Source organism: Caulobacter sp. 602-1, assembly GCF_003931565.1.
GTDB lineage: Bacteria > Pseudomonadota > Alphaproteobacteria > Caulobacterales > Caulobacteraceae > Caulobacter.
The window spans coordinates 74,616-93,664 of sequence record NZ_RRYI01000008.1 but is presented as its reverse complement, the minus strand read 5'-3'; the positions used below and the strand labels follow the sequence as shown (position 1 = coordinate 93,664).

General features: G+C 66.3%; 18 protein-coding genes. 8 read left to right on the top strand and 10 right to left on the bottom strand.

Going from position 1 to position 19,049, the window contains the following annotated elements:
• Positions 1–56 precede the first annotated feature (56 nt).
• The 6 genes from EIK80_RS20920 to EIK80_RS20895 form a co-directional block, all read right to left on the bottom strand.
• Entirely contained in the window at positions 57–968 is a 912-nt protein-coding gene (locus tag EIK80_RS20920; RefSeq protein ID WP_125158952.1) for a ParB/RepB/Spo0J family partition protein, read from the bottom strand.
• Between the two features lie 40 nt (positions 969–1,008).
• A complete protein-coding gene (locus EIK80_RS20915; protein ID WP_125158951.1) occupies positions 1,009–1,812 on the bottom strand; it encodes a ParA family protein in 804 nt (267 codons plus the stop codon).
• A complete protein-coding gene (gene rsmG / locus EIK80_RS20910) occupies positions 1,802–2,437 on the bottom strand; it encodes a 16S rRNA (guanine(527)-N(7))-methyltransferase RsmG (protein WP_125158950.1) in 636 nt (211 codons plus the stop codon). Before rsmG ends, EIK80_RS20915 begins: the two co-directional genes overlap by 11 nt.
• Before the next feature lie 4 nt (positions 2,438–2,441).
• Positions 2,442–4,298 carry a tRNA uridine-5-carboxymethylaminomethyl(34) synthesis enzyme MnmG gene (gene mnmG, locus EIK80_RS20905; RefSeq protein ID WP_199743569.1) on the bottom strand — a complete coding sequence of 619 codons (1,857 nt, stop codon included), beginning with the start codon at positions 4,296–4,298 and terminating at the stop codon, positions 2,442–2,444.
• A 170-nt stretch (positions 4,299–4,468) separates the two neighbouring features.
• Entirely contained in the window at positions 4,469–5,809 is a 1,341-nt protein-coding gene (gene mnmE, locus EIK80_RS20900; protein ID WP_125158948.1) for a tRNA uridine-5-carboxymethylaminomethyl(34) synthesis GTPase MnmE, read from the bottom strand.
• Between the two features lie 3 nt (positions 5,810–5,812).
• The gene (locus EIK80_RS20895) at positions 5,813–6,058 is read right to left on the bottom strand and encodes a DUF6489 family protein (protein ID WP_125158947.1); all 246 of its coding nucleotides are present in this window, start codon (positions 6,056–6,058) and stop codon (positions 5,813–5,815) included.
• Between the two features lie 125 nt (positions 6,059–6,183).
• On the opposite strand from EIK80_RS20895, the gene EIK80_RS20890 reads away from it, so the two are divergent.
• Together EIK80_RS20890 and EIK80_RS20885 are read left to right on the top strand one after the other, a co-directional pair.
• Complete coding sequence (locus EIK80_RS20890; protein ID WP_125158946.1) at positions 6,184–6,879, top strand: dienelactone hydrolase family protein; 696 nt, start codon at positions 6,184–6,186, stop codon at positions 6,877–6,879.
• Positions 6,879–7,844 (top strand): quinone oxidoreductase, encoded by a 966-nt coding sequence (locus EIK80_RS20885; protein ID WP_125158945.1) that lies wholly within the window; start codon positions 6,879–6,881, stop codon positions 7,842–7,844. Before EIK80_RS20890 ends, EIK80_RS20885 begins: the two co-directional genes overlap by 1 nt.
• 94 nt (positions 7,845–7,938) lie before the next feature.
• On the opposite strand, the gene rho is transcribed toward EIK80_RS20885, so the two are convergent.
• The 4 genes from rho to hemE all read right to left on the bottom strand — a co-directional run bounded on the left by rho (position 7,939) and on the right by hemE (position 12,195).
• Positions 7,939–9,384, bottom strand: a complete 1,446-nt coding sequence (gene rho / locus EIK80_RS20880) for a transcription termination factor Rho (protein WP_125158944.1) — start codon at positions 9,382–9,384, stop codon at positions 7,939–7,941.
• Between the two features lie 263 nt (positions 9,385–9,647).
• Entirely contained in the window at positions 9,648–10,112 is a 465-nt protein-coding gene (locus EIK80_RS20875) for a CopD family protein (RefSeq protein ID WP_125159059.1), read from the bottom strand.
• Positions 10,112–11,155 carry a ferrochelatase gene (gene hemH, locus EIK80_RS20870; protein WP_125158943.1) on the bottom strand — a complete coding sequence of 348 codons (1,044 nt, stop codon included), beginning with the start codon at positions 11,153–11,155 and terminating at the stop codon, positions 10,112–10,114. The genes EIK80_RS20875 and hemH overlap by 1 nt, the downstream gene beginning before the upstream one ends.
• The gene (gene hemE / locus EIK80_RS20865; protein ID WP_125158942.1) at positions 11,152–12,195 is read right to left on the bottom strand and encodes a uroporphyrinogen decarboxylase; all 1,044 of its coding nucleotides are present in this window, start codon (positions 12,193–12,195) and stop codon (positions 11,152–11,154) included. Before hemE ends, hemH begins: the two co-directional genes overlap by 4 nt.
• A 447-nt stretch (positions 12,196–12,642) precedes the next feature.
• Between hemE and EIK80_RS20860 the strand changes: the two genes are divergently transcribed.
• From EIK80_RS20860 to EIK80_RS20835, 6 genes are all read left to right on the top strand, one after another.
• Complete coding sequence (locus EIK80_RS20860) at positions 12,643–13,548, top strand: pyruvate, water dikinase regulatory protein (protein ID WP_125158941.1); 906 nt, start codon at positions 12,643–12,645, stop codon at positions 13,546–13,548.
• Positions 13,545–14,138, top strand: a complete 594-nt coding sequence (locus EIK80_RS20855) for a Maf family protein (RefSeq protein WP_125158940.1) — start codon at positions 13,545–13,547, stop codon at positions 14,136–14,138. Before EIK80_RS20860 ends, EIK80_RS20855 begins: the two co-directional genes overlap by 4 nt.
• Complete coding sequence (aroE, locus tag EIK80_RS20850) at positions 14,135–14,986, top strand: shikimate dehydrogenase (RefSeq protein ID WP_125158939.1); 852 nt, start codon at positions 14,135–14,137, stop codon at positions 14,984–14,986. The genes EIK80_RS20855 and aroE overlap by 4 nt, the downstream gene beginning before the upstream one ends.
• Position 14,987: 1 nt before the next feature.
• Complete coding sequence (gene coaE, locus EIK80_RS20845) at positions 14,988–15,587, top strand: dephospho-CoA kinase (RefSeq protein ID WP_125158938.1); 600 nt, start codon at positions 14,988–14,990, stop codon at positions 15,585–15,587.
• 31 nt (positions 15,588–15,618) lie between these two features.
• Positions 15,619–16,329, top strand: a complete 711-nt coding sequence (gene dnaQ / locus EIK80_RS20840) for a DNA polymerase III subunit epsilon (RefSeq protein WP_125158937.1) — start codon at positions 15,619–15,621, stop codon at positions 16,327–16,329.
• A 136-nt stretch (positions 16,330–16,465) separates the two neighbouring features.
• The gene (locus tag EIK80_RS20835; protein ID WP_125158936.1) at positions 16,466–19,045 is read left to right on the top strand and encodes a TonB-dependent receptor; all 2,580 of its coding nucleotides are present in this window, start codon (positions 16,466–16,468) and stop codon (positions 19,043–19,045) included.
• The last annotated feature ends 4 nt before the right edge of the window (positions 19,046–19,049 follow it).

Below are 19,049 nucleotides of genomic sequence, written 5' to 3'. Positions count from 1 at the left end.
AAGGCTCCAGAATCCGATCATCCGCACGTTTTTAGGTGCGCCTGATCAGATCGAGATCAGATTCCGCGCGTCAGTCGATTGCAGAGGTCGTCGAGCTGCTCAAGCGTCGCATAGGTGATGGTCAGGGCGCCCCCCGCCCCGCGATGGTCGATCGAGACATCAAGACCCAGCACCGACGAGAGATCGGCTTCGAGGGCCTGGGTGTCGGTGTCCTTCACCCGCGGCGGACGCCCCCCCTTGTTCTTCGACGGCGTGGCGGTCGGGGCCTTGCGGGCCAGGGCCTCGGTCTCGCGAACCGACAGGCCGCCGTCGATGATCTGCTTGGCGAGCGAGACAGGGTCCGCCGCCGCGGCGATGGCGCGAGCATGACCCGCCGACAGCTCGCCGCTGACTAGGTAGGACTGCACCTCCTCCGGTAGGGCCAGCAGGCGCATGGTGTTGGCGACGTGGCTGCGGCTCTTGCCGATGGTCTGAGCGATGGCCTCCTGGGTGCGCTCGAACTTCTCCATCAGCACCTTGTAGGAGAGCGCTTCTTCCAGGACGTTCAGGTCGGCGCGCTGGACGTTCTCGATGATGCCGATCTCCAGCACCGCCAGATCGTCCAGCTCGCGCACCATGATCGGCACGGTGCGCAGGCCCGCGCGCTGAGCCGCACGCCAGCGTCGCTCGCCGGCGACGATCTGATATTCACCGGACGCCCCGGGCGCCGGCCGGACCAGGATCGGCTGCAGAACGCCCTTTTCGCGGATCGAATTGGACAGTTCCTCCAGGTCTTCTTCCCGGAAGGTGCGGCGCGGCTGATCGGGATTGCGCTTCAGGATCTCGATCGGCGCTTCGCGCGAACCAGGGGCGTTGTCGCCGGGCGCCTGGGCCGGCGCGTTCTCGACCTCGCCCAGCAGGGCGGAAAGCCCCCGCCCCAGACCACGACGCCCTTCGGAACCACTCGCCTCAGCCACCACGGACTCCATCTTCTTCTCGTTCTAACTCGGATCGATATTTCGGGTGGGATCAGGCGGCTTGGGCCTGGCGGTCGCGCTCGCGGCTGATCACCTCGCGGGCCAGCTTCAGGTAGGCCTGGCTGCCGGCGCACTTCAGGTCATACAAGAGCACGGGCTTACCGAACGACGGCGCCTCGGAGACGCGGACGTTACGCGGGATGACCGCGTCATAGACCTTGTCGCCGAAATAGTCGCGGACATCGCGAGCGACCTGCTCTGACAGGCTGTTGCGGCGATCGTACATGGTCAGCACCACGCCCTGGATCTCCAGGCGCGGATTGAGGCTGCCGCGGATGCGCTCGATGGTCCGCATCAGCTGGGTCAGGCCTTCGAGGGCGAAGAACTCGCACTGCAGCGGCACGAACACTGCGTCGGCGGCGGTCATGGCGTTGACAGTCAGCACGTTCAGCGACGGCGGGCAGTCGATCAGCACATAGGTGTAGGGCCCGTTGGCGCGGATCGTCTCCAGGGCGTCGCGCAGACGGTATGACCGTCGGGCGGTCTGACCCAGTTCGATCTCGACGCCCGAAAGGTCGGCGTCGGCGGGTATGACGTCCAGCCCAGGCAGCTCCGTCTTTACCGCCGCGTCGATCACCGGCGACTCGCCCATCAGCACGTCATAAAGCGTGGTCCGACGCTGGATGCGTGTGATGCCCAGGCCCGTCGAGCAGTTGCCCTGCGGATCGGCGTCGATCAGCAGCACGCGCTCGCCGCAAGCCGCCAGGGCGGTGCCGAGATTGATGGCGGTCGTGGTCTTACCGACGCCGCCCTTCTGATTGGCGATAGCCAGGACGCGGAGAGGATTAGCGGGCACGGGAAAGCCTCTTCACTTGAACGATGCGGCCGCGAGGGTCGCTTTGACTGGGGAGTAGCTCGCTGGCGAACGACCAGGCCTTGCGGGCCTCCGTCAGCTCCGCCGCGACATCCTGGCCCTTGAGGAACAAGCCCGTCGCGCCGCGATGGAGATAGGGTTCGGCGAAGCCCAGCAGCCTGGTCATCGGCGCGCAGGCGCGCGCGGTGACCACATCGACCTTCAGCTTCAGCTCTTCGGCCCGGACATTGTGGATCTCGACGGGCAGATCCAGCGTCTTGGCCGCGACCTCGAGGAAGCGGCAACGCTTGGCCATGCTCTCCACGAGATGGATCTTGGCCCCGCCCTGGCCCTTCAACAGTATGGCCAGCACGACGCCGGGCAGACCGGCGCCGGCGCCAAGGTCGGCCCAGACGCGCGCATCGGGCGCCAAGGCCAGCAGCTGCGAGCTGTCCAGCGCATGGCGCGTCCAATAGGTGGCGATTGTCAGCGGTCCGACGAGGTTCATGACCGCGTTCCATTCGGCCAGCAGGTCCTGGAAGCGCGTCAGGTCGGCCATCTGGGCGTCGGACACGCCGGTAAGGGCTTGGTAACCAGTCGCGTCCAGCGCCGGGGGTTCAGCGGTCATGGCTTCAGGCTGCACGGCCGCGCCTCACATGGGCTAGCAGCGCCGTCAGCGCGCCGGGGGTGACACCCTCGATGCGCGCCGCCTGGCCCAGGGTCATCGGACGCACGCGGGCCAGCTTCTCCCGGACCTCGTTCGACAGGCTGCCGATATCGGCATAGTCGAGCTCGGCCGGCAGGCGCAGATCCTCGTCCTTGCGCAGCGACTCGGCGTCGGCGCGCTGGCGGTCGAGATAGCCGGCATAGGCCGCCTCGATCTCGATCTGCTCCCGGACGTCTGTGTTCCACGTGAAAACCTCGGGCCAGACGGCGCCGAGCGAGTCCAGCGTCACGTCCGGATAGGCCAGCATGGCGAACAGGTCGCGGCGCACGCCGTCGCTATTGACCTTGAAACCGGCCTTCACGGCCTCGTTCGGCGTAAGGCTCACCGAGCGGGCGAAGGCGCGCGCCGCTTCGAGGCGCTCCTTCTTCTCACTCCAGGCCACGGCCCGGCGCTCGCCAACCAAGCCCAGCGCGATCCCGCGATCCGTCAGGCGCTGGTCAGCATTGTCGGCCCTCAAGGTCAGGCGGAACTCGGCCCGGCTGGTGAACATTCGATAGGGCTCGGTGACGCCCCGGGTGACGAGGTCATCGATCATTACGCCAATATAGGCTTCGTCCCGCGCGAACACGGCGGCCTCCCGGCCCTGCTCCGCCAGCGCAGCGTTCAAGCCGGCGACCAGACCCTGAGCGCCCGCCTCTTCATAGCCGGTGGTGCCGTTGATCTGGCCGGCCAGGTAGAGGCCCGGCAGGCGCTTGGTCTCGAGTGTGGCGTAGAGCTCGCGCGGATCGACATAGTCATATTCGATCGCATAGCCATAGCGCTTGACCTCCACGGCCTCCAGGCCGGGAATGGTGCGCAGGAACAGCAGTTGGGTCTCTTCCGAGACCGAGGTCGAGATCCCGTTCGGATAGACCGTGGTGTCATCCAGGCCTTCCGGCTCGAGAAACACCTGGTGGCTGGTCTTGTCGGCGAAGCGCACGACCTTGTCTTCGATCGACGGGCAATAGCGCGGGCCGATCCCCGTGGCGCGACCGCCATAGACCAGCGACTCGCTCAGGCGGTCGGCGATGATCTGGTGGGTCTCGGCGGTCGTGAAGGTGATGCCGCAGGCGATCTGCGGGGTCTCGATCCGATCGTTCAGGAACGAGAACGGCACGGGCTCGTCGTCGCCGGGCTGCATCTCCAGGCGATCCCAAGCGATGGTGGAACCGTCGAGGCGCGCGGGCGTGCCGGTCTTCAGCCGACCCATCTGGAAGCCCAGGCCATATAGGCGATCCGACAGGCCGATGGCCGGCTGGTCGCCGACGCGGCCGGCCGGAATACGCGTCTCGCCCAGATGGATGACGCCCTTCAGGAAGGTGCCCGTCGTCAGGATAACCCGGGGCGCGCGATACGACCGCCCTTCCCCGTCGATCGCGCCGGCGACCTTGCCGTCCTCGACGATCAGGTCCTCGACGGCGGCGGCGTTGATGTCGAGGTTCTTCGTGGCCGCCAGTTCGGCCTGCATCGCCTCGCGATAGAGCTTGCGGTCGATCTGGGCGCGCGGCCCGCGAACGGCCGGGCCCTTGGAGCGGTTCAGCATCCGAAACTGAATGCCGGCCTTGTCGGCCATGCGACCCATGACGCCATCCAGGGCGTCGATCTCGCGCACCAGATGACCCTTACCCAGGCCGCCGATGGCCGGGTTGCAGGACATCTCGCCAATCGTTTCAAGCTTGTGCGTCAGCAGCAAGGTGCGCGCCCCCACGCGCGCCGAGGCGGCCGCCGCCTCGCAGCCGGCGTGGCCGCCGCCGATGACAATGACATCCCAGGTGTTGGACAACGAACTCGCCTCAATGCGAACGCCCCCGGCATACCGCGGGGGCGTTGGACTCGATCTATACGCCAATCAGGCGAGGCGGTCGATGTGACTCAAGGGCGTTCCACGTGAAACACCCCTACCCCAGCTGTGAGCGTGCTGTGGATAATATAGGGGACGTTTCACGTGGAACATCACTTGCCGATGCAGAAGGTCGAAAAGACGCGCCCGAGCACATCCTCCGGGTCGACCCGCCCCGCGATCTTCTCAAGCGCCCGCGCGGCGAGGCGAACGTCCTCAGCGGCCAGTTCGACTTCGAGACCGACGTCGGAGAGCGCTCGTCGGACATAGCCTTGGGCTTCCACGAGGCGTTCGGCGTGACGCAGTCGCGTGGCGGCGGGAAAATCTGCGCCGGACAGCACCCCGGCGACATAGATGGAAAGCGCCTCGCGAACTTCGGCCAGCGCATCCGCTGAGCGGGCGGACAGACGGACCACTTTCAAGCCCTCCCCCGCCCAGCGTGCGGTCGCTTCGTCCAGCGCCGCGGCGTCGGCGATGTCGGTCTTGTTCAGTACAAGCCAGTCTCCGGGTCGAACCGCCTCTTCAAGCTTCACCGTATGTTTCACGTGAAACCCATCAATGACCCAAAGCCTTAGGTCGGCTTCCTCAGCCCAGGCTCGGGCGCGGCGCACGCCTTCGGCCTCGATGGCGTCCGCCGTTTCGCGCAGACCGGCCGTGTCGGCGATCAGAACCTTGTAACCCCCAAGCACTAGCGGCGCCTCGATGACGTCCCGGGTCGTACCTGGTGTGTCCGTGACGATCGCCGCGTCCCGCTCGACGAGCGCGTTCAGCAAGGTGCTCTTGCCGGCGTTCGGCGCGCCGACCAGGGCGATGCGAAAGCCGTCCCGAACCCGTCGCCCGCGCGAAACATCAGCCAAGGCCGCGTCGAGTTCGGCGCTCAGGACCCGCAGTCCAGGCCGAGCGCGTTCGGCGACTTCCTCCGGCAAATCCTCATCCGGGAAGTCGACGGCGGCTTCGAGCATGGCCAGGGATTGGATCAGCAAATCGCGCCAGCGGTCATAGCGCTGACTCAGCGCGCCGCCGACCTGGCCGAGCGCCTGCCTGCGCTGAGCTTCCGTCTCGGCGTCGATGAGGTCGGCGACACCCTCGGCCTGGGCAAGATCGAGCTTGCCGTTCTCGAATGCCCGACGGGTGAACTCGCCCGGCTCGGCCAGGCGGAGGCCCAGCTCCGACAGCGCTACCATCAACGCCTCGACCACGGCGCGGCCGCCGTGCACGTGAAACTCGACGCTGTCCTCGCCGGTATAGCTGGCCGGCCCCTCGAAGCGAAGAACCAGCGCCTCGTCCAGATCGGCGCCGCCATGACGCAAGGTGCGAAGCGCCGCCGTCCGCGCCTTGGGCCTGCCGCCTGTCAGCGCCTCGACCACCGAAACAGTCTCGGGACCAGAGACACGCACCACGGCCACGGCCGCGCGCCCGGCCGCCGTGGCCAGGGCGAAGATCGTATCCGCCATGACCTATTCGCGCTTGCCGGCCGCAGCGCCCGCCGCCGCCGTCATCAGCTTGCGGAACTGCTCCTGGGCGCCCGTGCCAAACGCCATCCAGTTCTTCATCAACTCCTCGGGCGCCAGCATGGCCATGTTGGCGTCCATGCGGTTCTGCATCTCTTTCACCAGATGCTCGTTCAAGGCGCTGACGTCGGGCAGTCCCAGAAAGCTCCGGGCTTCGACGGGGGTACAGTCAATCTCGATGGTCATCTTCATGCGGAGGTTCCCTTCGGGCAGGGCACGATATTGTTATGGGCCAAGGCCCGTCGGCTCAGGTTAGAGCGCTTTGGTCGAAAGTCACATCGGTCTGACTTGAGACACAGTAAGCACGGAGACCCGCGATGAGTGAGACCCTCACGATCACCACGCCCGATGGCGACTTCTCGGCCTATGTCGCCCGGCCCAAGGCCGAAAGCGCGCCGGCCATCGTCGTGATCCAGGAGATCTTCGGCGTCAACAAGGTGATGCGCGATATCGCCGACGGCCTGGCCGCCCAGGGCTATGTCGCGATCGTGCCCGACCTGTTCTGGCGGATAGAGCCCGGCATCGACATCACCGACCAGTCCGAGGCCGAGTGGAAACGGGCCTTCGAACTGTTCAACGCCTTCGACGTGGACGCCGGCGTCGGCGACATCGCCGCCACCATCACCAAGGCGCGCGAGCTGCCGGGCGTCAACGGCAAGGTCGGAGCGGTCGGCTACTGCCTGGGCGGCCTGCTGGCCTTCCTCACCGCGACGCGCACCGATGTCGACGCCAGCGTTTCCTACTACGGCGTCGGCATCGAGAAGCACGTGAACGAGGCCGAAAAGCTGACCCACCCTCTGCTGATGCACATCGCCGAGAAGGACCAGTTCGTCCCGCCGGAAGCCCAGCAGTTGATCCTTTCCGCCCTGAAGGATCACCCCCAGATCGAGCTGCACACCTACGCGGACCGCGATCACGCCTTTGCCCGCGAGGGCGGCGCGCACTATGACGCCGCCGACGCGGCCAAGGCGAATGGCCGGAGCCTGACCTTCTTCCAGAAGGCGCTCGGCTGATGCTAGCGATCCAGGCGGCTCGCTCGGGCGGTCCGGAGGTGCTGGAAGCCGTCGCGCTTCCGGTCCCCTCGCCCGCCGCCGGAGAGATCCTTGTGCGTCACGAGGCCGTCGGTCTGAACTATATCGACACCTATCACCGCTCTGGCCTCTACCCGCTGAAGATGCCGGCGGTGATCGGGCTGGAGGCGGCCGGGACGGTCGAAGCGATCGGCGATGACGTCACGCGGTTCCAGGTCGGCGACCGCGTGGCCTACAATGGAACCCTGGGGGCCTATAGCGAGGCGGCGGTCGTCCCGGCCGAGCGCGCGGTCAAGGTGCCCGACGGCGTCAGCCTGGAGACCGCCGCCGCCGTCCTGCTCAAGGGCATGACGGCCGAGTTCCTGGTCCGCCGGTGTTTCCACGTGAAACACGGAGACCTCGTTCTGGTGCACGCGGCCGCGGGCGGCGTCGGCCAAATCCTGGTGCAGTGGTGCAAGGCTCTCGGCGCGACGGTGATCGCCACGGCCGGCGGCGAGGCCAAACTGACGCTCGCCCGCGAGCTCGGCGCTGACCATGTCGTCGATTATGGCCGCGAGGATGTCGCCGCCCGGGTCGCCGAGATCACCTGCGGTCAGGGCGCGGCGGTCGTCTATGACGGAGTCGGCAGGGACACCTGGGACGCCAGCTTCAAGAGCCTGGCCCGACGCGGGATGCTGGTCACCTTCGGCAACGCCTCGGGTCCGGTCCCACCCTTCGCGCCGCTGGAGCTGTCGGGCAAGTCGTTGTTCGTCACCCGCCCGCGCCTCTTCGACTACATCGCCACGACCGGGGAACTGGACGAGAGCGCCGAGGCGCTATTCGCCGTCCTCAGCTCGGGCGCGGTGAAGATCGACATCGGCCAGACCTTCCCGCTGGCCGAGGCGCGCGCCGCGCACGAAGCGCTGGAAGGCCGCCGTACGACCGGCGCCACCCTGCTGATTCCGTAGGGCCGAGCCCGGCACGACCAAACCAGTACGGCCAACAAAAAAGGCCCCGGGTAGAACCGGGGCCTTTCTCGTTCTGAGATGAGTCTGTTTGGACTCAGGTGTTCATCGACTGGAAGAAGTCGCCGTTGGTCTTCGACTGACGCAGCTTGTCCAGCAGGAACTCGATCGCATCCGAGGCGCCCATCGGGTTGAGGATGCGGCGCAGGACATAGGTCTTCTGAAGCTGGTCGCGCGGGGTGATGAGCTCTTCCTTGCGGGTGCCCGACTTGAGCACATCGATGGCGGGGAAGATGCGCTTGTCGGCGACCTTGCGGTCCAGGACGATTTCCGAGTTACCGGTGCCCTTGAACTCTTCGAAGATCACCTCGTCCATGCGGCTGCCGGTGTCGATCAGGGCCGTGGCGATGATCGACAGCGAGCCGCCCTCCTCGACGTTCCGCGCCGCGCCGAAGAAGCGCTTCGGGCGCTGCAGGGCGTTGGCGTCGACACCGCCGGTCAGCACCTTGCCCGATGACGGGACGGTGGTGTTGTAGGCGCGACCCAGACGGGTGACCGAGTCCAGCAGGATGACGACGTCGCGCTTGTGCTCGACCAGGCGCTTGGCCTTTTCGATGACCATCTCGGCCACCTGCACATGGCGGGTCGCCGGCTCGTCGAAGGTCGAGGCGATGACCTCGCCCTTCACCGTGCGCTGCATGTCGGTGACTTCTTCCGGGCGCTCGTCGATCAAGAGGACGATCAGGTAGCACTCGGGATGGTTGGTCTCGATCGACTTGGCGATGTTCTGCAGCATAACCGTCTTACCCACGCGCGGCGGGGCGACGATCAGGCAGCGCTGGCCCTTGCCGAGCGGGGCGACGATGTCGATGACGCGGCCCGAGCGATCCTTCACGGTCGGATCGGGCAGTTCCATGTTCAGGCGTTGCTCGGGATAGAGCGGCGTCAGGTTGTCGAAGTGGATCTTGTGCTTGACGTTGTCAGGCGCCTCGAAATTGATCTTCGACACGCTGGTCAGGGCGAAGTAGCGCTCGCCTTCCCGCGGCGAGCGGATGGCGCCATCGACGCTGTCGCCGGTGCGCAGGCCATACTTCCGGATCTGCGACGGCGACACATAGATGTCGTCTGGGCCCGGCAGATAGTTGGCTTCCGGCGAGCGCAGGAAGCCGAAGCCGTCCTGCAGCACTTCCATGGTGCCCGAGCCCGAGATCTCCACGCCTTCCTCGGCGAGGGTCTTCAGGATGGCGAACATCATGTCCTGCTTGCGCATGGAGTTGGCGTTCTCGACCTCGAAGGTCTCGGCGAACGCCAGCAGATCGGCCGGGGATTTTTCCTTCAGCTCCTGCAGGGACATGGATTTCAGGCCCAGGGCCGCGATGGCGTCGGCGATCCCGGACCCTTCATCTTCGCCTTCGGCCTCGGCTTCGGCGTCGGTCGCGGCCTCCACCGTCGTATCGATATCGACGGAGGTCGCTTCGGTGGTCGCCTGTTCGGCGGCCTCGCCATCCGAGGCGGGAATTTCGTTTTCGGTTTCTTCGGTCATGACAAGACTCAAGAGTGGGCGCGGACCCCAAGACGGAGTCCGGCCGGTAAGACTTCGATGGTCACACCGGTCCGCCCATGCGGACGGACCAGGCGAGCGCGTCGATTGACGATGACGCGGATCGTTCGGGGGACGAACCTTGGAGCGATCGCTCGCGGGGCGCGCCAGGACGGGCGCCGGTCCGTGGAAAGGGAGTTCGGAAAATCCGAACTTCCCTGGATGCAAACCACGCGGGGGACCGGCGGTCAAGCCGCCGGCCGGACTCAGTGGTTCAGGAACTTGGTCGTCACCGACAGGACGATGACGATCGCCAGCACGAACGGGATCTCGTTGACCATCCGCCAGAACTTTTCGGACCGGGGATATTCACCCTTCTCGAACTTCTTGCGCGAGGCCGACAGAAAGCCGTGGAAGCCGTAGAGCCCGACGAGGGCCACCAGCTTGGTCGCCATCCAGGGCTCGACCAGGAAACTCCAGCCGCGGATCTGGGCGTCGGCCAGGATCAGACCAAGACCAAACAGCGCCGTGGCGATCGAGGCCGGATTGATGATGCCGCGCAGCAGACGCCGCTCCATGACCGTGAAGGTCTCGTGCATCTCCGAACCGGGCGTCGCCTTGCTGTGATAGACGAACAGACGCGGCAGGTAGAGCATCCCGGCCATGAAGGCGATGACCGACAGGATGTGCAGTCCGCGCACCAGGTTGAAGTGCGCCACCAGAAATTCCATCACGCGGCGGCTCCTTCTTGACGCGGGCACTTGGACCACTCAGCGCCGCAACGCCAGCCACAGGCCGGAGCTACCGAACCGGCGCGTTCGCCCATGGCGTCACGGACGGCGCCGGCCAGGCCTTGAATGAACTCCGGCGCGCAGCCCAGGGCTGGAACCCGGATGTAGGGCGCGGCGCCAACCGTCGTCGCCAGCTCGGCATATTCGTGGTCCAGCTCGACCAGGGTCTCGACGTGCTCGGAAACGAAGGCGATCGGCGTGATGATCAAGCCCTTGCCTTCGGCGCCCGCGCGGCGGATCTCGTCATCCGTCGAGGGACCGATCCACTTCATCGGCCCCACCCGGCTCTGATAGCTGACGGTCCAGTCGAGGCCCGCCGGCAGCCTGGCCGCGACGGCGGCGGCCGTGGCCTCGATCTGCTTCTGGTAGGGATCGCCAGCCAGGATGACTTTCTCCGGCAGTCCATGAGCCGAGAACAGCAGGCGGAGGTTCGCCGGAGAGCCAGCCTTTTCCCAGGTCTCGCGGATCATTCGGGCGTGAGCGTCGACCAAGCCGCCTCCCGTCGGGTAGCAGCAGACGGTCGTTTCGACGCCTGAGCCCTTATAGACCTTGCGCCACGCCTCCAGCGACGAGCCGGTCGTGGTGGTCGAGAACTGCGGATAGAGCGGCAACAGCACGATCTCGTCCGGCGCGAAGGTCGCGACCTGGCGCGCGGTCTCGCCGGTCAGCGGATGCCAGTAGCGCATGGCGATGAAGCACTTGGCCTCGACGCCTGGCAGACTCCTGGCCAACTCTGCTTCCAGAGCGCTGGCCTGCTTCTTCGTCTCCGGCAACAAGGGAGAACCGCCGCCCATGATCGCGTAGTTGGCCTTGGCCATCTTCTCGCGGCTGGTCGAGATCAGCGCCGCCAGCGGATAGCGAAAGATCGCCGGCAAGCCGATGATGGCCGGATCGCGGAACAGGTTGAACAGGAATGGCCTCACCGCGCGCGGACCATCCGGACCGCCGAGGTTGAACAGAACGACGGCAAGCTTGCGGGTCATCCGCCGACCTTATGGCCGGTCACCCGCTCCAGCACCAGTTCGACATTGGCGATCGGCGTGTCGGGCAGGATGCCGTGACCCAGGTTGAAGATGTAGGGACCCTGGTTCCACTGTTCCAGAAGCTGGTCGACCCGACGCAGCAGCTCGTCGCCGCCGGCGCGCAGCAGCAGCGGATCGAGCGCGCCCTGGATGGTCTTGGTCTTCTGGATCTCTTGACCCAGCTTGGCCGAGGCCGAGGTGTCGAGCGCCACGCCCTGCACCGGCGTCTTGGCCGCGTAGTCTTCGACCAGCGTCCCGGCGCCACGCGGGAAGCCGATGATCGGCGCCGTGACGCCGCGCGCGCGCAGGCCCTCGATGATCCGAATGTGCGGCTGGGTGACCAGTCGATCGAACAGCGGCTCGGAAAGGCCTTCGGCCCAGCTCTCGAACAGCTTCAAGGCCTGGGCCCCGGCGTCGACCTGCATGGCCAGATAATCGACCGTCGAGTCGACCAGCACCTGAATCAGCGCGTCCAGCTTTTCGGGATTTTGATAGGCGTAGGTCCGCGCGCCGCTCCGGTCGCTGGAGCCGCCTTCGATCATGTAGGTCGCCACGGTCCAGGGCGCGCCCGCGAAACCGATCAGGGCCTTGGACGGATCGAGCGCCGATCGAACTCTCGTCAGCGTCTCCCCGACGAGCTTGAGGGCCTCGCCCGCGTTCCCGGCCTTTTCGGCCATGGACTCGATCGACGGCATCTCGCCCAGCTTCGGGCCCTCGCCGGCTTCGAACCAGACCTTCTGGCCCAGAGCGCCCGGGACCAGCAGGATGTCGGCGAACACGATCGAGGCGTCGTAGGGAAACCGCCGCATCGGCTGCAGGGTGACCTCCGCCGCCTTCTCGGGATCGAAGCAGAAGCTGATGAAGTCCGGAGCCGTGGCGCGCACCGCCCGGTACTCGGGCAGATACCGTCCCGCCTGACGCATGAACCAGATCGGAGGGTTCGCGTGCGTCTCCCCCGAAAGCGCGGAGAGAAATTTGGGAGTCGGAGCCGAAGACGTCATGGAACGGGTTAAAGCCCGGCGAGCGTCCGGGCTCAAGTCCGTAAGGCTCCTAAGACCTTCCTCTCATATCTTAATAAGAAATTAAGATTGAATGAGGGGGTGGGAGGGCAACTGCATAGTGGGGAAAACGCCTCACGGGCGAGTGACTCGCACAGCCGATCCTTCGTTACCCCCAACCCTTCCCACATGGGATTAAGGATCTGTTAATCATGTGGACAGACCGTCGATCGCCTTGAAGGTCTTAATGAATTCTTAATGCGCGGAGGCGGGAGAAAGACCCGTCGCGGGACTCTGTCCCGAGCCTTGGACAGTCGGGATTCACTTATCGGGGGATGCGGGGCGAGCCTGGGGATGGTACGCGGGCAATGCGACCGTTGATCACAGCGGCGCCATGACACGACGCCTCCTGGGCCATTCGGCGCCCGGGCGTCCCCAGAGGCAGGACAAGTGGTTAAACAACCGTTAACGGATGATCCACAGGAGAGTCTGGCTCAGGGGGAAGCGGAACGGCTGCCGCCGCGCTTCGCCACCTACTTCCATATCCACCTGGTGTCCGATTCCACGGGCGAGACGCTCAACGCCATGGCGCGCGCGGTCTGCGCCCGGTTCACCGACATTCTTCCTATCGAACATATCTACGCGCTTGTCCGTTCCACGCGTCAGCTGGACCGGGCGCTGGAGGAAATCGGCGGCGCGCCCGGCGTGGTGATGCACACCATCGTCGACCCGAACCTGCGCACGGCCCTGGAAGAAGGGTGCCGCAAGCTGGAAATGCCCTGTATCGCCGCGCTGGATCCGGTGATCAGCGCCATGTCCCGCTATCTTGGCGCGCGGATCTCGACCCGGGTCGGGGCCCAACACGCCCTGACCAACGACTATTTCGACCGCATCGAGGCGCTGGACTACGCCATCGCCCACGACGACGGCCAGGGCGGACAGGATCTGACCCAGGCCGACGTCATCCTGGTCGGCGTGTCGCGGACCTCCAAGACTCCGACCTGCATCTATCTGGCCCACCGCGGCGTGCGCGCCGCCAACGTGCCGCTGGTCCCGGGCCGGCCGCCGCCGCAGGATCTGTTCGAGCTGAAGAACACCCTGATCGTCGGCCTGATCACCTCGCCCGATCGCCTGATCCAGATCCGCCGCAACCGCCTGCTCTCCCTCAAGGAAAGCCGCGAGAGCGACTATGTCGACAGCGACGCCGTGCGCCAGGAGATCATCGCCGCTCGCCGCCTGTTCGAGCGAATGAACTGGCCGGTCATCGACATCACCCGTCGCTCCGTCGAGGAGACGGCGGCGGCGATCATCAACCTGCTGTCGGGCGGCCGCGGCAAGGTCGAGGTTCTCGGATGACCCCGGTAACGCTCGCGTCCAAGAGTTCGGCGCGGCAAATGATCCTGAAGAACGCCGGCGTCGCCTTCGAGGCGGTCAGCCCCGGTGTCGACGAGGAGGCTGCCAAGGCCGGCCTGTTGGCCGAGGACGTCACGCCCCGCGACATCGCCGACGCCCTGGCCGAGATGAAAGCGGTCAAGGTCTCGACCAGGCGGCCGGGCCTGGTGATCGGCGCCGACCAGACTCTGGATCTCAAGGGCCGGCTGGTCGACAAGGCCAATTCCCTGGACGAGGCCCGCGAACGCCTGCTGGAACTGCGCGGAACGAGCCACAAGCTGCACTCGGCCGTGGTCGTGGCCCGCGATGGCCAGCCCATCTGGCGGATCGTCGAGAGCGCCAAGCTGTCGGTGCGGCCGTTCAGCGACGCCTGGCTCGACGCCTATATGGAGCGGCGCGGTGAAGCCCTGCTGTGGTCGGTCGGCTGCTACGAGCTGGAGAGCGAGGGCGTTCAGCTGTTCGACGCCATAGACGGCGACTATTTCACCATCCTGGGCCTGCCGCTGATCGGCCTGCTCGACTTCCTGCGTCTTCATGGAGCCCTGGCCGCATGACGATCTCCGGAGCCGCCATCGTCGGCGGCGTCTGTGGCGCGCCGATCAAGCATTCGCTGAGCCCGGCGCTGCACAACGCCTGGATCGCCGCGGCCGGCCTCGACGCGGCCTATGTGCCGTTCTCGCCGGGGGTGAACAATTTCGAGACCTTCGTGAACGGCTTTCGAGGCGGCGCCATTCGGGGGCTCAACGTCACCATACCCTTCAAGGAACGCGCGCTCGCGGTCGCGGACCACGCTAGCGATCTCGCCAGGATGGCGGGCGCGGCGAACCTGTTGATCTTCGCTGCGGACGGCTCGATCCACGCCGACAACACCGACGGACCGGGCCTGTTGGGCGCTATCGCGGAGCAGGCGAAGGGCTTTGACGTCTCGGCCGCGCCGGTCGTGATCCTTGGCGCCGGCGGCGCGGCGCGCGGCGCGGTGGCGGCTCTGCTGCTGGCCGGCGCGGCGCGGATCACGATCGTCAATCGCACGCTCGTCCGTGCTCGGGAGCTGGTCGAGGCGTTCGGCCCGCAGGTGGTCGCGGCCGAGGACAGCGCCCTGCCCGGTCTGTTGCCCGAGGCCGGCCTGGTCATCAACGCCACCGCCCTGGGCCTTGGCGGCGGCGAGGGTCCGGCGGCCGACCTGACCCTGACGCCGGAAACCGCCGTCATCATGGACATGGTCTACAAGCCTCTGCGAACCGAATTCCTGCGTCGGGCCGAGGCCGCGGGCCGCCGCACGGTCGACGGACTGGAAATGCTGCTGCGCCAGGCGGTCCCGAGCTTTGAGGCGTTCTATGGGATCGCCCCGCCGGCCGAAGTCGACGTCCGGTCCATCGCCCTTAAGCTGCTGGGCGAGGCCTGACATGCTGATCCTCGGTCTCACCGGCTCGATCGGCATGGGCAAGTCGACGACCGCGGCCCTGTTCGAGGCCGAGGGCGTCCCGGTCTACGACTCCGACGCCGCCGTTCACGCGCTCTATGCGGCCGGCGGCGCAGCCGTCGGACCGGTGGAGGCCGCCTTCCCCGGCGTGGTCGTCGACGGCGCGATCGACCGGGCCAGGCTCAGCGCCCAGGTGGTCGGCAATTCCGAGGCCCTGGCCAAGTTGGAGGCGATCGTCCACCCGCTGGTCGGCGCTCATCGCATCGGTTTCTTCGAGAAAGCCCAGGCCGAGGGCCACGAGATCGTGGTGCTGGACATCCCCCTACTGTTCGAAACCGGCGGCGAGAAGAAGGTCGACAAGGTGGTGGTGGTCTCGGCGCCTGCCGACGTCCAGCGCGCCCGCGTCCTGGCCCGTCCCGAAATGACGCCTGAGAAGTTCGAGGCGATCCTGGCCCGCCAGACTCCCGACGCGGAGAAGCGCGCCCGCGCCGACTTCGTGATCGACACGAGCCAGGGCGTCGAGCACGCCCACGCCCAGGTCCGCGACCTTCTGACTCTGTTGAGAACTCCCAGCCCCGCTTGAAGCCCGCCCCGAACGGCGGCATTGAAGAAACATGGCCCGGGAAATCATCCTCGACACCGAAACCACCGGCTTCGATCCGAAGACGGGCGATCGCCTGGTCGAAATCGGCTGCATCGAGGTGGTCGACTTCATGCCGACCGGCCGCTCGTTCCATGAATATTGCGACCCGCTGCGCGACATGCCGGCCGAGGCCGAAAAGGTTCACGGCCTGTCGTCGGCCTTCCTGACGGGCAAGCCGAAGTTCCACGAGATCGCCGACAGGTTCATCGACTTCGTCGGCGACAGCGTCGTGGTCGCCCACAACGCCGCCTTCGACCGCTCGTTCGTCAATTTCGAACTGGAGAAGTGCGGTCGCGCGCCGATCCACGAGGAGCGCTGGATCGACACCCTGGCCATGGCCAAGAAGCGCTTTCCGGGCATGTACAACTCGCTCGACGCGCTGTGCAAACGCTTCAAGATCAGCCTGGACAGCCGCGACAAGCACGGGGCGCTGATCGACTCGCACCTGCTGGCCGAGGTCTATCTGGAACTGCAGGGCGGCAAGGAACGCGCTCTGGAACTGACCCATGTCGAGGCCCTGTCGGTCTCGGCGGCGATCCAGGGCTCGTACGGCGCCCGTCCCCGCCCGCTGGCGCCCCGCTCGACCGACGCCGAGCGGGAACTGCACGCCGCCTGGATCCGAAAGAACCTCAAGGACTCGGCGCTCTGGATCAAGCAGGGGATCGTCGCGGCCGAGGGCTGACGACACGGCCGGCGCGAACGGCGCGTCGCCTGTAGAGAAATCCTAGTTTTCTTGTCGTCGAAACGAGACGGAACCTTCGCCTCCCTGTCGCCAAGACCCCCTATCGCCCAGCCATCCGAAACGCTGGAGGGGTCCCGTGTCGAAGTCTCAGAATCTGATCGCCGGCCTGCTGGCCACCAGCGCCCTGTGCGCGCCGTTTGCCGCCTTCGCCCAGGACTCGACCGCCGTCGAAGAAGTGGTGATCACGGGCCAGCGCGAAGCCCAACGCGCCGCCATCGCGGTGAAGCGCGAGGCCTTCGTGGTTTCGGACGTGGTTTCGGCCGACGACATCGGCAAGCTCCCCGACCACAACACCGCCGCCGCCCTGCGCCGTATCCCCGGCATTTCGGTCATGGAAGACCAGGGCGAGCCGCGCTTCCCGGTCATCCGCGGCCTGCGCTCGACCTATAACCGCACGACCATCGACGGGGCCCTGGTGGCCTCGGTCGACGAGAGCGGCCGCACCGTGCCGATGGACATCGTGCCCTCGGTGATGGCGGGCCGGCTGGAGGTGATCAAGACGGTGACGCCGGAGAACGACGGCAACGCCATCGGCGGCGTGATCAACGTCACCACCCGCAGCGCTTTCGACGCCAAGCGTCCGTTCTTCAACGGCATGGCCTCTTACGGCCACTACGAGCGCAGCGGCGACGTGCGCAACGACAAGCCTTCGTACCGCCTGGCCTTCGCCGCCGGCCGCACCTTCGGGGCCGAGGATCAGTGGGGCGTCGTGATCGGCGCCTCTCAAGAGCAGCTGGACTACGACATTCCACAAGTCGAATCCGCCGACCCCAGCGTCCGCGAATATACCGCCGCCGGCGCGCCGACACCGTCGGGGTCTCCGACCGGCAACGGCATCCAGGTGCCCACCCAGGTCCGCCTGTTCTGGTACAACAACACCAAGCAGCGCAGCGGCGTGAACGCCAAGATCGAATACCGTCCTAGCGACGCTTTCCGCTGGGACGCCTCGATCCTCGCCTCGCGCATGGAAGACGACGAGGAGCGGATCGAATATCGCATCGAGCCTCTGGGCAACGTCGCCAACCAGACCCAGACCAGCGGCTCGTTCGCCCGCGGCCGGGGCATCATCCAATTGAACCAGCCGATCACCACCCGCGAGATCGGCCTGGCGCGAACCGGCTTCGCGTGGGATTTCGCCAAGGGCTGGAAGGCGAGCGGGGACCTGGTCTATTCGCTGGCCGGCCTGAAGGTGCCCAACGAGTCGGTCGAGTTCCGCACGGTGGACGCCCAGGGCGCCAACTACGCCTTCACCTACGACACCACCAATCCGCTGTTCCCGATCTTCACGTCGGTGAATGACGCGGCGATGCGCGATCCAGCCAACTATGTGCTGCAGCAGCATCGCCAGGCCCTGACCAAGACCAACGAGAACACCACCCAGGCCAGGCTCGATCTCGCCCATGACGACGGCGGCGCGTGGAAGCTGAAGTTCGGCGGCGTGCTGCGCTCCAGCGACCGGGACTTCCGGAGCTCGCAGGTCAACTATCGGGCGGGAACGGGCTTCACCTACACCCTGGCCGAGGTCGACAAGCCGGGTCCGAGCGAACTGATCGCCGGCCGCTATCTTCTGACGCCGCGCATCGACGCCGACGCGGCCATGGCCTTCTTCCGCGCCAATCGCGCCCGTTTCACGACGACGGTCACCGCCCCGACTGGCAACTACGACGTCAGCGAGGATGTGCAGGCGGGCTATGTCCAGGGCAGCTACCAGTTCGGCGACCTGACGGTGCTGGGCGGCGTCCGCTATGAGCGGACCAAGGTCGAGTCCGACGCCGTGCGCACCACGGCGGGCGTCCTGACGCCGGTCTCGAACAGCGGCAGCTATGGGAACTGGCTGCCCAGCCTGCACCTGCAATGGAAGCCACGCGCCGATGTGATCGTCCGGGCGGCTTGGACCAACACGATCGGCCGTCCAGACTACGGCTCGCTGGCGGCGACGGAAAACCTCAGTTTCGATGGCAGCCAGCCCACTCTGTCGCGCGGCAATCCGGACCTGAAGGCCCGCAAGAGCGAGGACCTCGACCTGTCGCTGGAATACTATCCGACGGACGGCATGGTTTCGCTGGCCGTGTTCTCCAAGGACATCAAGAACGAGATCTTCACCCTGTCCTCCACCGCCCAGATGGACGTCGGCCGCGGGATCGAGACGGTGCTGATCTCGACCCCGCGCAACGCCGAGACCGCCAAGATCAAGGGCGTCGAGTTCGCCGTGCAGCAGGCCTTCACCTTTCTGCCCGCGCCGTTCGACGGCTTCGGCTTCAACGGCAACGTCACCTGGCTGGACACCGAGTTCACGTTCCTGACCTCGACCGGCCCGCGCGTGACCGGCCTGTTCCAGCAGCCCGAGATCACCACCAACGAGTCGATCTACTATCAGCGCGGTCCGTTCGAGGCCCGGGTGTCGCACAACTATATCGGCGGCCAGCTCGAGACGATCAACGACGGCAACGTCAATTCGGACCAGTACTGGAAAGGTCGTCACGTGTTCGACGCCAGCCTGTCCTGGCGCTGGAACGACCGTATCAGCCTGTTCGTCGAGGGCCAGAACCTGTCCAATACCGGCCGCCAGGAGGTGACGGGTCCCAAGCGCCGCAACCTGCAGGAATGGGCCAACTATGGTCGCACCTACTGGGTCGGCGCGAGCTTCAACTTCTGATTGG

Excerpts from the sequence above, each read along its gene's own strand:
- EIK80_RS20920 (WP_125158952.1), bottom strand. The coding sequence starts at position 968 with ATGGAGTCCGTGGTGGCTGAGGCGAGTGGTTCCGAAGGGCGTCGTGGT.
- rsmG (WP_125158950.1), bottom strand. The coding sequence starts at position 2,437 with ATGACCGCTGAACCCCCGGCGCTGGACGCGACTGGTTACCAAGCCCTT.
- mnmE (WP_125158948.1), bottom strand. The coding sequence starts at position 5,809 with ATGGCGGATACGATCTTCGCCCTGGCCACGGCGGCCGGGCGCGCGGCC.
- EIK80_RS20895 (WP_125158947.1), bottom strand. The coding sequence starts at position 6,058 with ATGAAGATGACCATCGAGATTGACTGTACCCCCGTCGAAGCCCGGAGC.
- EIK80_RS20890 (WP_125158946.1), top strand. The coding sequence starts at position 6,184 with ATGAGTGAGACCCTCACGATCACCACGCCCGATGGCGACTTCTCGGCC.
- EIK80_RS20885 (WP_125158945.1), top strand. The coding sequence starts at position 6,879 with ATGCTAGCGATCCAGGCGGCTCGCTCGGGCGGTCCGGAGGTGCTGGAA.
- rho (WP_125158944.1), bottom strand. The coding sequence starts at position 9,384 with ATGACCGAAGAAACCGAAAACGAAATTCCCGCCTCGGATGGCGAGGCC.
- EIK80_RS20875 (WP_125159059.1), bottom strand. The coding sequence starts at position 10,112 with ATGGAATTTCTGGTGGCGCACTTCAACCTGGTGCGCGGACTGCACATC.
- hemH (WP_125158943.1), bottom strand. The coding sequence starts at position 11,155 with ATGACCCGCAAGCTTGCCGTCGTTCTGTTCAACCTCGGCGGTCCGGAT.
- hemE (WP_125158942.1), bottom strand. The coding sequence starts at position 12,195 with ATGACGTCTTCGGCTCCGACTCCCAAATTTCTCTCCGCGCTTTCGGGG.
- EIK80_RS20855 (WP_125158940.1), top strand. The coding sequence starts at position 13,545 with ATGACCCCGGTAACGCTCGCGTCCAAGAGTTCGGCGCGGCAAATGATC.
- aroE (WP_125158939.1), top strand. The coding sequence starts at position 14,135 with ATGACGATCTCCGGAGCCGCCATCGTCGGCGGCGTCTGTGGCGCGCCG.
- coaE (WP_125158938.1), top strand. The coding sequence starts at position 14,988 with ATGCTGATCCTCGGTCTCACCGGCTCGATCGGCATGGGCAAGTCGACG.
- dnaQ (WP_125158937.1), top strand. The coding sequence starts at position 15,619 with ATGGCCCGGGAAATCATCCTCGACACCGAAACCACCGGCTTCGATCCG.